Source organism: Dactylosporangium sp. NPDC006015 (assembly GCF_040614215.1).
Taxonomy (GTDB): domain Bacteria; phylum Actinomycetota; class Actinomycetes; order Mycobacteriales; family Micromonosporaceae; genus Dactylosporangium; species Dactylosporangium maewongense.
The window spans coordinates 104,968-118,695 of sequence record NZ_JBEXUD010000038.1; the positions used below are offsets into that span (position 1 = coordinate 104,968).

General features: G+C 73.2%; 8 protein-coding genes. 7 read left to right on the plus strand and 1 reads right to left on the minus strand.

All coding sequences use genetic code 11. The features are described from left to right. The first annotated feature begins 56 nt into the window (after positions 1 to 56). The 7 genes from ABZ321_RS43315 (at position 57) to ABZ321_RS43345 (ending at position 10,714) form a co-directional block, all read left to right on the plus strand. Positions 57 to 761 (plus strand): ABC transporter ATP-binding protein, encoded by a 705-nt coding sequence (locus ABZ321_RS43315; RefSeq protein WP_354901614.1) that lies wholly within the window; start codon positions 57 to 59, stop codon positions 759 to 761. Next, positions 758 to 3,232 (plus strand): FtsX-like permease family protein, encoded by a 2,475-nt coding sequence (locus ABZ321_RS43320; protein WP_354901616.1) that lies wholly within the window; start codon positions 758 to 760, stop codon positions 3,230 to 3,232. The genes ABZ321_RS43315 and ABZ321_RS43320 overlap by 4 nt, the downstream gene beginning before the upstream one ends. A 117-nt stretch (positions 3,233 to 3,349) precedes the next feature. Beyond that, positions 3,350 to 4,393, plus strand: a complete 1,044-nt coding sequence (locus ABZ321_RS43325) for a LacI family DNA-binding transcriptional regulator (protein ID WP_354901618.1) — start codon at positions 3,350 to 3,352, stop codon at positions 4,391 to 4,393. A gap of 129 nt (positions 4,394 to 4,522) precedes the next feature. After that, positions 4,523 to 6,721 carry a carbohydrate-binding protein gene (locus ABZ321_RS43330; protein ID WP_354901620.1) on the plus strand — a complete coding sequence of 733 codons (2,199 nt, stop codon included), beginning with the start codon at positions 4,523 to 4,525 and terminating at the stop codon, positions 6,719 to 6,721. Between the two features lie 345 nt (positions 6,722 to 7,066). Then, positions 7,067 to 8,527, plus strand: a complete 1,461-nt coding sequence (locus tag ABZ321_RS43335) for an APC family permease (protein ID WP_344498912.1) — start codon at positions 7,067 to 7,069, stop codon at positions 8,525 to 8,527. Further along, positions 8,520 to 9,536, plus strand: a complete 1,017-nt coding sequence (locus tag ABZ321_RS43340; RefSeq protein ID WP_354901622.1) for a hypothetical protein — start codon at positions 8,520 to 8,522, stop codon at positions 9,534 to 9,536. The genes ABZ321_RS43335 and ABZ321_RS43340 overlap by 8 nt, the downstream gene beginning before the upstream one ends. Further along, entirely contained in the window at positions 9,533 to 10,714 is a 1,182-nt protein-coding gene (locus tag ABZ321_RS43345; RefSeq protein ID WP_344498916.1) for a pyridoxal-dependent decarboxylase, read from the plus strand. The genes ABZ321_RS43340 and ABZ321_RS43345 overlap by 4 nt, the downstream gene beginning before the upstream one ends. Here ABZ321_RS43345 and ABZ321_RS43350 read toward each other — a convergent pair. Continuing rightward, positions 10,674 to 13,265: a putative Ig domain-containing protein gene (locus ABZ321_RS43350; RefSeq protein WP_354901624.1), complete on the minus strand. Its 2,592-nt coding sequence runs from the start codon at positions 13,263 to 13,265 to the stop codon at positions 10,674 to 10,676. The two genes, ABZ321_RS43345 and ABZ321_RS43350, sit on opposite strands and share 41 nt — an antisense overlap. Positions 13,266 to 13,728: the final 463 nt, after the last annotated feature.

Below are 13,728 nucleotides of genomic sequence, written 5' to 3' on the forward strand. Positions count from 1 at the left end.
GACCGCCCGCTTCCTACGGTCGGAGCATCCACACGAGACGACCGCGGAGGTACACCGTGAGCGCGCCACTCATCCAGATCAGCGACGTGAGCAAACGGTACGACGACGGCCCACCCGCCCTCGCCGGCCTGACGCTGCGGATCGACGCCGGTGAGGCCGTCGCCGTGCTGGGCGCGTCCGGCAGCGGCAAGTCCACGCTGCTCAACCTGATCGCCGGGCTGGACCGGCCCACGTCGGGCAGCGTCACCGTCGACGGCGTGCGGGTCGACGGGCTCGGCGAGGCCGCGTCCGCGAAGTACCGCCGCGCCCGCATCGGCATGGTCTTCCAGTTCTTCAACCTCGTCGACGACCTGACCGTGCACGACAACGTCCTGCTGCCCGCGCAGCTGGCCGGTGTACCGAGGGGCGAGGCCACCGCGAGGGCCGGCGAGCTGCTGGAGAAGCTGGGGGTGCGGCGGCACGCGAAGGCGTTCCCCGGCCGGCTGTCCGGCGGTGAGCGGCAGCGGGTCGCCGTCGCGCGCGCCCTCATGAACCGCCCGTCGCTGCTCCTCGCCGACGAGCCGACCGGCGCCCTGGACACGGCGTCCGGCCGCGAGGTCCGCGACCTGCTGACCGCCCTGCACCGCGACGGTCAGACCGTCGTCCTCGTCACCCACGACGTGACCCTCGCCCACGAGTGCGCCACGAGGACCGTGGAGCTCGTCGACGGCCGCCTCAGCCGCGACGTCAAGCACGGCATCCAAGCAACGGTGACGGCGTGAGCGGCGTCGGCAGTGTGGTGCGTGCCGGCGGGCGGCGGAGGGTCCAGTCGGTCGTGATGGCGTTGACGACCATGCTCGCCGTTTCCGCGTCGGTACTGGCAGCAGGCCTCCTCGACGCTTCCCGCGCGCCCTTCGACCGGGGCTTCGCCAAGCAGCAGGGCGCCCACCTGACGGCCACGTTCGACGCGGGCGCCGTCACCGCGGACACCGTCGCCGCCACCGCGAAGGCGGCCGGCGCGACCGCGTCCGTCGGCCCGTTCAGGACCGTGTCGCTGCGCCCGACGACGGTCAGCGGCAGCCGCATCCCGCCGGGGCTCCAGCTGCCGCCCGCGATCCTCGCCGGCCGTGCCGACCCCGGCGGGCCCGTCGACCGGCTCGACCTGACCGCCGGCCGGTGGGCCACCGCCGCCGGGGAGATCGTGTGGGCGGCCGGCCGGTCGCCGCTCGAGGTCGGCGACCGGCTCACGTTCACCGATTCGCCGGGCAGCCCCACGCTCACCGTCGTGGGCCTCGCCAGGTCGGTCGGGACCAGCGCCGAGGCGTGGACGACCCCCGACCAGCTGACGGCGCTGCTCAGCGGCGACGTCAAGGGCGGTTTCCAGATGTTGTACCGCTTCGCCGACGCCACCACCGACGCGCAGCTCACCGCGCACCGGGCCGCCGTCGCCGGCGCGGTGCCCGCCGACGCGATGACGGGCGCCGCGTCGTACCTCACCGTGAAACGCGACGCGGAGCGCCGGGCGGCGACGTTCGTGCCGTTCGTGGTCGCGTTCGGGGTGCTCGGGCTGTGCATGTCGGTGCTCATCATCGGCGTCGTCGTGAGCGGTTCGGTCGGCGCCGCGACCCGCCGCATCGGCATCCTGAAGGCCGTCGGCTTCACCCCCGCCCAGGTCACCCGCGCGTACATCGGCCAGGCGCTGATCCCGGCCACCATCGGCGCCGCGCTCGGCGTGCTGCTGGGAAACCTCGCCGCGGTGCCGGTCCTGGCGGACGAGAGCGACGCGTTCGGCACCGCCTCGATGACGGTCGCGCCGTGGGTGAGCGTGGTCGTGCCGCTCGTCGCGCTCGCCGCGGTCGTGCTGACCGCGTTCGTGCCGGCGCTGCGGGCCGGCCGGCTGCGCACCGTCACCGCCCTGGCCGTCGGCCGCACCCCGGCCAGCGGGCGCGGGCGGACGGCGCGGCGGCTGCTGGGCCGCCTGCCGCTGCCCCGGCCGGTGAGCCTGGGGCTGGCGAACCCGTTCACCAGCCCGTCCCGCTCCGCGACGATCGTGGCGGCGGTCGCCCTGGGCGCGCTCGGGGTGACGTTCGGGGTCGGCCTCGCCACGTCCCTCGCCGGCATCCAGGAGGGCCTCAACCGCCGCACCGCCGGCGCCGTCGTCGCCCACGCGTTCACGTTCGGCCCCGGCCCCGGCGGCCCCGCCGGCCCGCCGGCACCGGGCCAGCCGGGCGGCCCGGGCGGTTCGGGAGGCCCCAGCGCCCCGGTGAGCGCCGGCCAGCCACCCGGTGCGGGGCAGAACGGCAAGGGCGGTCCGCAGACGGACGCCGAGGCCCTCGGGAAGGTGCGGGCCGCGATCGACGCGCAGCCCGGCACCCGCCGGTGGTTCACCACGGGGCACGCCGAGATCGGGGTCTCCGGCCTCACCACCCCCGCCGACGTCGTCGCCTTCACCGGGGACTCCTCCTGGGGCGCGTACAAGATGATCTCCGGGAAGTGGTTCGACGGGCCGGGCCAGATCGTGGTGCCGACCGCGTTCCTGCGCGCCACCGGGCTCAAGGTCGGCGACACGGCCACGCTGACCGACGCCGGGCGCTCGCTCAAGGTCCGGATCGTGGGGGAGTCGCTCGACCTGAGCGACGACGGCCGGGGCGTCGTCACCGACGCGGCCACCCTCACCGCCCTCGGCACCGTCGTCGAGCCGGAGTCGGTCGAGTTCCACATCGACCTCGCCCCGGGCGCCACCGCCAAGTCCTATGTGGACGCGCTGAACAAGGTCCTGGAGCCGCTCGGCGGCGGCGCCGACGTCAACGTCGGGGAGATCAGCGAGACCGTCGTCGCCATGGACACGCTCGCCGCGACGCTCACCCTGATGCTCGTCGTCGTCGCCGGGATGGGCGTGCTCAACACGGTCGTGCTCGACACCCGCGAACGCGTGCACGACCTCGGCGTGTTCAAGGCCCTCGGCATGTCCCCGCGGCAGACGGTCACGATGGTCCTCACCTCGGTCACCGGCACCGGCCTGCTCGCCGGCGCGATCGGGGTCCCGCTCGGCATCGTGCTCCACCACGCGGTCCTGCCGGCGATGGGCCGCGCCGCGAACACCGGCATCCCGTCGTCGTACATCGAGGTGTACGCCCCGCTGCTGGTCCTGCCCCTGGTGTTCGGCGGCCTCGTCATCGCCGCCGCCGGCGCCCTCCTGCCGGCGGGCTGGGCCGCCAAGACCCGGACCGCCACGGCACTGCGCACCGAGTAGTCAGATCCCTCTGGGGCCGGGCGAGCGACCGCCCGGCCCCAGAGGTGCGCACAACGACACAGAGCGGCTGTCGCCGCACCGGCGGATCAGGCAGGCCAGCCGATATGCTGGCCGGTGATGAAACAAGCGGGTGAAACAGAGCAGCGGCAGCGCGTCACCATCCGCGACGTCGCTCAGCAGACCGGCCTGTCCATCGCGACGGTGTCGCGGGTGCTCAACGGCCGTGCCAACGTCGCGCCCGGCACCCGGGACCGGGTCCTCGAGGCGATGGGCGGCCTCGGCCGGCAGGCGCCGCGGCGGCGCGGGTCGGGCGCGGAGAAGGCGGACAACGGCGTCTATGTGCGCTGCCCGTACGTGCTGACGGACTACTTCGGGCTGATCGTGTCCGCCATCGCGGAGGCGCTCGACGTGCACGGCATGCACGCGATCGTCGACGCCGGCGAGTCGTCGTGGAAGCGCACCGAGGTGCTCAAGACGCTGACCGGCTGGCCGCAGGTCGCGGGCGCGCTGCTCATCCTGCCGTCGGAGCCGGAGGAGGACCTGGAGCGGCTGCGCGACCAGGGCTTCCCGTTCGTGGTCGTGGATCCGCGCACGTCGCCGCCGCGCGACATCGCGGCCGTGTCGGCGGCCAACTTCGCCGGCGCCCGGCGGCTCGTGACGCACCTGACGGAGCTCGGGCACCGCCGCGTCGGCATCCTCGGCGGCCGCCCGGGCTGGATGGCCAGCAGCGACCGGCTCGCCGGCTGGCTCGCGCCGCTCGTCGGCGCCGGCGTGCTGCCCTCGCCCGACCTGGTGCGCGCCGTGTCCGACCCGACGGTGGAGGAGGGGTACCGCGCCGCCGGTGAGCTGCTCGACCTGCCGGAGCGGCCGACGGCGATCGTCGCGTTCAACGACAAGATGGCCGTCGGGGCGCTGCACGCCGCCGCCGACCGGGGCCTGCGCGTGCCGCACGACCTGTCGGTGGCCGGCTTCGACGACATCGAGCTCGCCCGGGCCACGCACCCCGCGCTCACCACGGTCCGCCAGCCGCTCGGCGAGATGGGGCGGATGGCGGTCAGCCTGCTCGGCCGGATGCTCGCCGGGCACGAGCTCGACGCGCTGCACGTGGAGCTGGCAACCGACCTCGTGGTGCGTGGCTCGACCGGGCCGGTGCCATCCTGACGCGTGTTTCATAGAAACTTCCATCGAATCCTGAAAAAAGGTTGACACGCTGCTGCGGCGGCGTGTTTCCTTCGTGTTACAGGCGTCGATGGATTCCGCGCGCCTCCACCATCCGCAGAAGGAGGCGCCGTGAGGCGATCCATCTCCGTGGCTGCCGTCGCGCTGGTCACCGCCGGCGCCCTGGGCGCCGCAGCCGCCCCGGCGGCGGCGAACGCCCGGCCCGGCGCCCTGGTCACGGGCACCTACTCGACCGGCGCCGCGCACTGGCAGCCGCTGCCGGACGCCCGGGTCGGCGCCGGGGCCGGCATCCAGGCCGACGCGACCGTCGTCGTCGACCCGAGCCGGACGCGCCAGTCGTACACCGGCATCGGCTTCTCGATCGACGAGACCTCCGTGTCGAACCTGTGGAAGCTCACCCCCGCCGAGCGCGAGCGCGCCGTCCGGCTGCTCGTCGACCCGCGCACCGGCGCCGGCCTGGACCGCTTCCGGCTCACCATCGGCAGCCCCGACCTCATCGAGCACCTGCCGTTCTGGTCCTACGACGACCTGCCCGCTGGCGTCACCGAGGACCCCGACCTGCGGTACTTCTCCATCCAGCGCGACATCGACCTGCACATCGTCGACACGATCAAGCTGATCCAGAAGTACAACCCGCAGGCGACGTTCCTCGCCTCCGCGTGGAGCGCCCCGGCGTGGATGAAGACCAACAACAAGTTCCTCGGCGAGGTCGCCCTCAAGCCCGGCAGCACCAGCGAGCACTACCAGGTCGGCAAGCTCCGCGACGACCGCATCGACGTGTTCGCCCGCTACTACGTCAAGTACGTCCAGGCGTACGCCCGGCTCGGCATCCGCGTCGACGCGCTGACGCTGCTCAACGAGCCCGGCATGGACGTCGTCTACCCGGCCATGGACATCAGCGTCGAGCAGCAGCAGAAGCTGTCCGTGGCGATCGACCGCGAGCTGCGCAAGGCCCGCCTCGACGTCGACCTCTACATCCACGACTTCAACTTCTGGGACTGGCGTGACCCGAACAGCACCGCCACGAAGAACTACTACCGGGTGCTCGACGACCCGGCCGCCGCACGGGCCGCCGACGCGATCGCGTTCCACCCGTACTGGGGCGACCCCACCGTCATGCGGGACGCCTACGAGCAGACCGGCAAGCCCGTGCACCTCACCGAGACCAGTGACCTGTCCCCGGCCACGGTCCTCGCCGACTTCCGCCTCGACGCGTCCTCCTACGTCATGTGGGCGCAGGCGACCGACCAGGACGGCGGCACCCTGCACTGGACCCCGGCCCGCGACAACAACGTCGACTGGGACGAGGTCGCCCGCACCACCAAGTGGCCGGACCGGCTCGTCAAGGTGGACACCGCTTCCCGCACGTTCACCGTCCGCGACGAGCTCTACCAGCTCGGGCAGTTCAGCCGGTACCTGACGCCCTCACACGTCCGGGTCGCCTCCAGCGGCACCGCGGGCGGGATCGGCAACGTCGTCTTCCGTGACCGGCACGACGGCTACGTCGCGGTCGTCGGCAACGCGCTCGACACCGACCGCACCGTGCGGGTCGTGCTCGCCGGGAAGTCGTTCGTCGCCACCGTGCCAGCGCACGCCTACGCCACGTTCCGCTGGGACGCGGACCTGCCCCGCGGCCGCAACCACGCCCCCGTCCTGCGCGACCCGGGCCCGGTCGTGGTCGACCAGTACGCCACCACGACGCTGCGGCTGCAGGCCACCGACGCCGACCGCGACGCCCTGTCCTACTACGCCACGGACCTGCCCGACGGCGTGACCGTCGACGCGGCCACCGGCGCCGTCTCGCTGCACCCGACCGTCGCCGGCGCCTTCGACCTCACGGTCACCGCCACCGACGGCCGCGCCGCCGCCTCGCGCACGGTCCACGTCACCGTCCGGCCGCACGGCGCGCCCGTGGGGGAGAAGGTCGAGGCCGAGGCGTACGTGGCGCAGCACGGCTGGACCGACGGCGGCCCGAACTTCATCGAGTCCAACCCCGCCGCCAGCGGCGGGAAGAACGTCGGGTGGACCGCCGCCGGCAACTGGCTCGCCTACCGCCTCGACGTCGCCGCCGGCACCTACGACGTGGAGCTGCGCGTCGCGACCGGCACCGGCGGCCCGCTGCCCGGCGCGATCTCGCTGCGCGACGCGACCGGCGCGGTCCTGGCCACGGTGTCCGTGCCGGACACCGGCGGGTGGGGCGCCTACCAGTCCGTCCACGTCCCGGTCACCTTCGCCACCGCCGGCGACCAGCAGCTGACGCTGTTCTGCGAGACCGGCGGGTTCAACGTCGACTACCTGCGGCTGACCTGACCGGTCTGTCGCGCCCGGCCCCGCCGGATCCTGGGTCCCCAGGATCCGGCGGGGCGTCGTCATGCGGAGCCGAACGTTACGGGCGCGGCACCAGGCGGTAAATTCTCCGGCCACGTGGGGCGGCTCACACCGGTCACAGAGTGCTCCAATGCCTGTTCCCGGGGGTTCGGGACCTAACGACCCATGGGAATGCATGAGATTCGCCAGGGCGCCACCGAGTAACTTCCGCCTATACACTGCGCAGCGGTCCTGATCACGCACAGCCAACTGAAGAATCGGAGTGCGCGCCGCGATGCGTCCTTCCACTCAGTCCGCGACACCTCGTCGTCTTTTCGGCGGTGGCCGATGACCGGGTACGGGCTCACCCGCCGGCAGATGTCCGGCGGCGGCGTCTGGCTCTTCCAGATCGGCGCCAGCTCCCCGATGGCGGTCCTGGCCGGCGGTATCGTGGCCACCTACGCCTCGACCGGGATGGTCGCCACCCCGCTGACCTTCCCCCTGCTCGGCATCGCGCTCGCCCTGCTCGCCGTCGGGTACGTGTCGATGGCCCGCAACGTGCCGCACGCCGCCCCCGCCTACGCCCTGCTCGCGCACGGCTTCGGGCCGACCGCGGGCATCATCGGCGGCGCCCTCGCGCTGGTCTTCTACTCATGCATCCAGATGAGCCTGTACGGCCTGGTCGGCGCCACCCTCGCCGAACTGCTCGGCGGCAACTGGGTCGTGTGGGCCGCGGTGCTCTGGCTCGCCGTCGCCGTCTGCGGGCTGCTGCACGTGTCGCTGTCCGCGTTCGTCGTCGGGTCGGTGCTCTGCGTCGAGCTGGTCGTCATCGCCCTGTTCGACCTGGCCGCGTTCGCCCACCCCGCCGGAGGGTCCATCAGCACCGAGCCGATCAGCTTCCCCGGCCTGTGGGCGCCCGGCATCGGTGGCGCCCTCGCGCTCGGCATCGCGGCGTTCATCGGCTTCGACACGGCCCCCGCCTACAGCGAGGAGGTCCGCACCAGCCGCAGCATCACCCGCGCCACCATCGGCGCCCTCATCTTCATGCCGCTGTTCTACGGGCTGTCGGCCTGGGCGCTCGCCGCGACCGTCGGCGCCGACCGGATCGCCGCCGTCGCCGCCGACCCCGACGCGGGACTGCCCTTCAACGTCCTCGACGAGTGGTACGGCAGCGGCCTCAGCCTCCTCGCCACGATGCTGCTCATCACCTCGGTCTTCGTGGCGATGCTGTCCTTCCACAACGTCCTCGCCCGCTACGCCTTCGGGATGGCCCGCGAGGGCGTCCTGCCGGCGTGGCTGGCCCGCACCGGCGCCAGCGGGCAGGCCGAGGGCGCCCCGACCGGCGGCTCGGTCCTGCAGAGCGCGAGCGCGCTCGTGGTCGTCGGCGTGTTCGTCGTCCTCGGCGCCGACCCGATCACCGTGCTCTTCACCTGGCTGTCCGCGGCCGGCGCCATCGGGATCATGCTGATGCTGGTGCTCATCTCGGCCGGCAGCATCCGCTACTACCGGCGCGGCGGCGGCTCCCGCGAAGGCCTCCTGGTCAGCACCGTGCTGCCCAGCCTGGGCGTGATCGCGGGCACCGGCATCCTGCTCGTCACGCTCACGAACCTCTCCTCGCTGCTGGGGATCGCCGGCGACTCGATCCTGCAGGCCGTCATCCCCGCCGCCGTGCTCATCACCGTCCTCGTCGGGGCGGTCTGGGCGCTCATGCTGCGGTCGCGCCGGGCGCCGGTGCTCGCCGACGTCGGGCGCGGCAGACCGGACCCGCTGCGGGTCCTGGACCGCCGGCTCAAGGACCTCGATGTTTGAGACCGACCCGGCGGTGGCACCGCCGGCCGCCTCATACGGCACCTCCGGCTCCTCGTTCTCGTCCGGCCCTTCGTCCGGCCCCTCCGGCTCCTCGTTCTCCTCCGGCCCTTCGTCCGGGTCCTCGTCCGCGCACGGCTCCTCGTCCGCGCACGGCTCCTCGTCCGCGCACGGCTCCTCGTCCGTGCACGGTTCCTCGTTCACGCCGGGCGGCGACTCGACGTACGACCGGGTCTCGCGGCCGCACCGCCGGTTCGCCCACGACGACGCCGACCCCGACAGCCGTCACCTGCGCGCGGTCCCGCCGGAGGGGCCGCGCGGCAGGGGCGACGGCAACCCCGAGGCCGACGTCACCGCCGCGTTCCGGGGCGAGGTCGTCTCCCGGCTGCGGCGCTTCTCCGTCCTGCACACCCGTCACGTGTGGGAACGCCGCCGCCGCGACCCGCTCAGCCCCCACGGCGTCGCCCTGTTCTACCTCGAGCGCGGCGTGCCGGTGCTGCAACAGCTGCGGACCGCGACCCGCATCTTCCTCGCCGACGACGAGGCCAACGACCTGCCGATGCTGCTGTACGGCCTGGCCCGGCACGCGCACGAGGGCTACCAGGCCGACCCCGGCTTCGACCCGCGGACGCAGATGGTCAACAAGAGCGACCCGATGTCGGCCACGGCGGTGTTCGCCGGCATCGGCGTGTGCACCCTCGACACCCCGTACGGCACCTGGGCCGACGCCCAGCGGCAGGCCGCCAACGAGTTCGACCTGCCCGGCCGGTGCTTCGCCCGCCTCATCGACGGCACCCGGCTGCTGCTTGACCGCGGCGGCCGCAAGCAGTTCAACGGGCTCACCGTCGAGAGCTCCGTCGACGACACCAACACGCACTACGGCGTGCCGAGCATGCAGTGGCGCTGGAACCCGGCGCTCTCCGAGATCGAGCCGCACGATCCCACGTACCACGTGTGGCGCTGGATGAGCGAACTCGGGCGGATCGTCGACGTCGGGTCGCAGCCGAGGTGAGCGGCCTCCCGGACCCGACCATCGGCGGGCGACTCGACCAGCTGTACGCCGACCTGACCCGGCACTCCGACTACGACCTCGGCTTCCCCGGCGCCATCGACCTGCCCGACATGACCGCCGTGACGCGCTTCGAGCGGGTCCTGCTGAACAACGTCGGGCACCCGTACGCCGCCGGCGGCTCGTACCGGCTGCACACGAAGGTCGTCGAGCACGAGGTCGTCCAGTTCGTCGCCGACCTCGTCGACGCACCGCTGGACAACCGCCACGGGTACGTGACGACCGGCAGCACCGAGAGCAACCTCTGGGCCCTGTGGCAGGCCCGCCAGCACCTCCCGGGCGCGGCCGTGTTCGCCTCGACCGCCGCGCACTACAGCATCGCGAAGAACGCCGAGCTGCTCGGCATGCGGCTGCACCTCGTCCCCGCCGACGACCGCGGCGAGATGCGCTACGACGACCTGCGCGCCGCCGTCGCCCGGCGCCGCCGCCCCGGTGCCGGCGCCATCGTCGTCGCCACCGTCGGCACCACCATGACCGAGGCCGTCGACGACGCCGCCCTGATCGACAAGACCCTCGCCCTCGCGGGCATCGACCCCGCGCAGCGCTGGATCCACGCCGACGCGGCCCTCGCCGGCATCCCCCTGGCGCTCTGCGACCCGCTGACCCGGCCCGGTTTCACCTTCGCCGACGGCGTGCACTCCTTCGCCGTCAGCGGCCACAAGTTCCTCGCCACGCCCTTCCCCTGCGGGATCGTGGTCGCCCTCGCCGACCGCCACACCGGACGGGGCAGCATCACCTACACCGCCGCCCCGGACAGCACCATCACCGGCTCCAGGTCCGGCCACGCGCCGTTGTGGCTCTGGTACCTCCTGCGCCACTGGGGCCTGCCGGGCCTGCGCGGGCGGGCCGCCGCCGCCCGGGACCTCGCCGGCTACACCGAGCGGCAGCTGCGCGGGATCGGCTGGCCGGCGTGGCGCGCCCAGGAGCACGCCTTCACCGTCGTCTTCCCCCGCCCGCCGCAGCCCCTCCTGGATCGCTGGCCGCTCGCCACCGACGACGGCGGCAACGCCCACGTGGTCTGCATGCCGGGCAAGACCCGCGAGCTGGTCGACCGCTTCGTCGCGGACCTCGCCCACGCCCTCAAGGGCGTCGCCGCCCTGCCGAACTCGATGGCCTGCTGACCGGGGTCACGAGCGAGGCGCCGGCCGTGATCAGGAGCAGGCCGAGCGCCGTCAGGGTCATGGTGTCGACGCCGGTCACGGGCAGCGACGCCGAGCCCGTGGTGGTGACGGCGACGGCCATGGCGCGGGCGGTGCCGTCCGGGGCGGTGCCCTGGGCGAGCATGGTGTGGCTGCCCTCGGCGAGGTCCGCCGGGATGGTCACCGGGGCGCTGAACCCGCCGCTCGCGTCGGTGGTGACGGTGGCGAGGGTCGCCGGGGTGCTGTAGATGCTGACGACCACCGTCGAGAACGGGGCGAAGCCACTGCCGATGAACGTCAGCGTCTGCGCGGGCGCGATCGAGGTGATCGCCCCGCGGTCGGTGGTCAGCTTGAGCGGCGTCCGCGGCGGGGCCGGTGGGGCGGACGGGGCGATCGCCGTTGCCGGCGCCGAGGCGGTGCTGACCGCCGAGTCGCCGGCGGCGGAGTGGGCGACGACCGTCACCGTGTAGGACTGGCCGGCGACCGCGCCGAGCACGCAGCTGGTGGTGGTGCGCGAATCGGTGGTGCAGGTGGCCGGCCCCGGGTCGGCGGACGCGGTGTACCCGGTGACGCCGGGGTCGCTCGCGGCGGTCCACTCCGCCAGCACCGAGGAGACCTGGCCCTTGGCCGTGACGCCGGCCGGGGCGGGGTGGCGGACGGTGAACGAGAGCTCGCGCTCCCCGGTGCGGCCGCCGGTGTCCGTGACCCTGACGGTGACCGTCGTCGTGCCGGCGGTCGTGGCGGTGCCGCTGATCTTTCCGGTGGCGGCGTTCAGGGTCAGCCCGGCCGGCAGCGTGCCTTCGACCACCGACCACGTGTAGGGCGCGACGCCTCCCTCGGCCGCGAGCGTGGTCTCGTACGGTGCGCCGGCCACTGCCTCCGTGCCGGTGGGCTTGGCGATCGTCAGCGCCGCCTTGACCGTGAACGTGCGGGTGGCGGACGCGGTCGCCTGGCTCGCGTCGGTGACCGTCAGCGTCACCTGCCGCTCGGCCGCCGCGGCCGGCGTGCCGGTGATGGCGCCGGTGGCCGCGTTCAGCGTCAGCCCGACCGGCAGCGTCCCCCCGGTCACCGCCCACGTGTAGGGTCCGGTGCCGCCGGTCGCCGTCATCATGGCGGTGTACGGCGCGCCGACGACCCCGACCGGCGGCGGTGCCACGGTCACGGCCAGGTTCGCCGGCGGTGGCGTGGGCGGCGCGGCCTGGCCGACCGTGAACGTGTACGCCTTCGACGCGGTCGTGCCGGCCGAGTCGGTCACCTGCAGCGTGAACGACGCGGGCCCCGCCGCCGTCGGCGTGCCGCTGACCTCGCCGGTGCTGGCGTTGAGGCTCAGCCCGGCCGGCAGCGAGCCGGCGCTGACCGCCCACGTGAACGGCCCCGTCCCGCCCGTCACCGCGGGCGTGCCGGAGTACGCCGTGCCGACCGTGGGGGCCGGCAGCGAACCGGTCGTCACCGCGAGCGACTGCTCCTCGATGTAGGCGGCGGTCACGTACAGCGGCTGCGCGCCCACGGGCACCGTCGAGGTCACCGTGGCGGTGCCGGTGTCCACGACGCTGACCGTGCCGCTCATGGCGTTCGTGACGACGAGCGTGCCGCCGCCGGGCGTGAACGACAGGCCGACCGGCATGGCCCCGACCGTGATCGGCGCGCCCGCCGTGTTGGTGGTCAGGTTCACCACGCTCACCGACCCGGCGCCGGCGCACGCGACGTACGCGGTCGTGCCGCTGGCCGAGATCGCCACACCGTACGGCGTGGAGCCGACCGGTACCGTGGCCGTCACGGTGTTCGTGCTGGTGGCGATGACGGAGAGCGTCGCGGCGCCCCGGTTGCTCACCAGCACCTTCGACCCGTCCGGGGTGATGGCCACGCCGAGCGGGTTGATGCCCACCGCGATGGTGGCGGTGACGGCGTTGGTCGCGGTGTCGATGACGCTGACCGTGTTGTTGCCGCTGTTCGCCACGTACGCGCTGGCGCCGTCCGGCGTGACCGCGACGCCGGTCGGATCGGTGCCGACGGTGATCGTCGTCGACACCGTGAACGTGGCCGTGTCCACCACCGACACGTTGTCGCTGCCGAAGTTGGCCACGTACACCTTCGACTCGTCGGGCGTCAGCGCGATGATGCCCGGCGTGGTGCCGACGTCGACGTACGTCTTGGCCCGGGTGGCGGCGTTCACCTTGTAGAGCCGGTCGCCGTTGTACGCCGCGATGTACATCGTCTGGCCATCACCGGACGCCGCCAGCCACGCCGGCCCGTCGATCCCGGAGATCGTGCCGGTCACCGTCCCGGCCGTCACGTCCACCAGCGACAGCGTGTCGTCGACGTAGTTGCTCACCATGGCCCGCAGCACCGTCGACTCGACGCGCCCTCGCGGCACGGCGGTCTCAGCCCGCGCCGACGCGACTTTCGACCGGCCCGACGCGACCTCCGCCCGGCCCGACGCCGCTGATGCGGCTGATGCGGCTGATGCGGCGTCCACGACCACCACCGAGGTGACGCCGAGCACCACGCCGACCACCAGCAACCTGAGCCCCATCACATTCCCGCCGCGCACGAAATCCCCCACAAGTAGGACCAGCCATGCACACGCTAGTGACCCAATAACCCTTTTTCCGGCAAATCACCTCCATACCGACAGTGCCCTCCTGTCGAGACAGCTGTCCGGAATCCAACAAGTCCGATGAATGAATCCCCATCGGAGCGCTAGGTTCGCCCTAACGGGGGTCTGATGGTCGGCGTGGCGGCAGGTGCATCCCGCAGGGACCACCGCCCTCCGCAGCACGGCAGCCGCCGCGCCGGTCATGAGAACCACCCCACGCCGCCAACCTCCACGAGCCCCGCGCTCCGCCCCCACCGCATCGCCACCGCTGATGATCGAAGGCCACCCCCGGCCGCCCTGGCCGGTTCAAGAGGTGGTTGCAACACCCGAGTCATGATCGATGGATGGGTGTGTGCGGCTGATGGCGTCACGGTTGTCGTTGGCGGAGCGGGAAGAGATT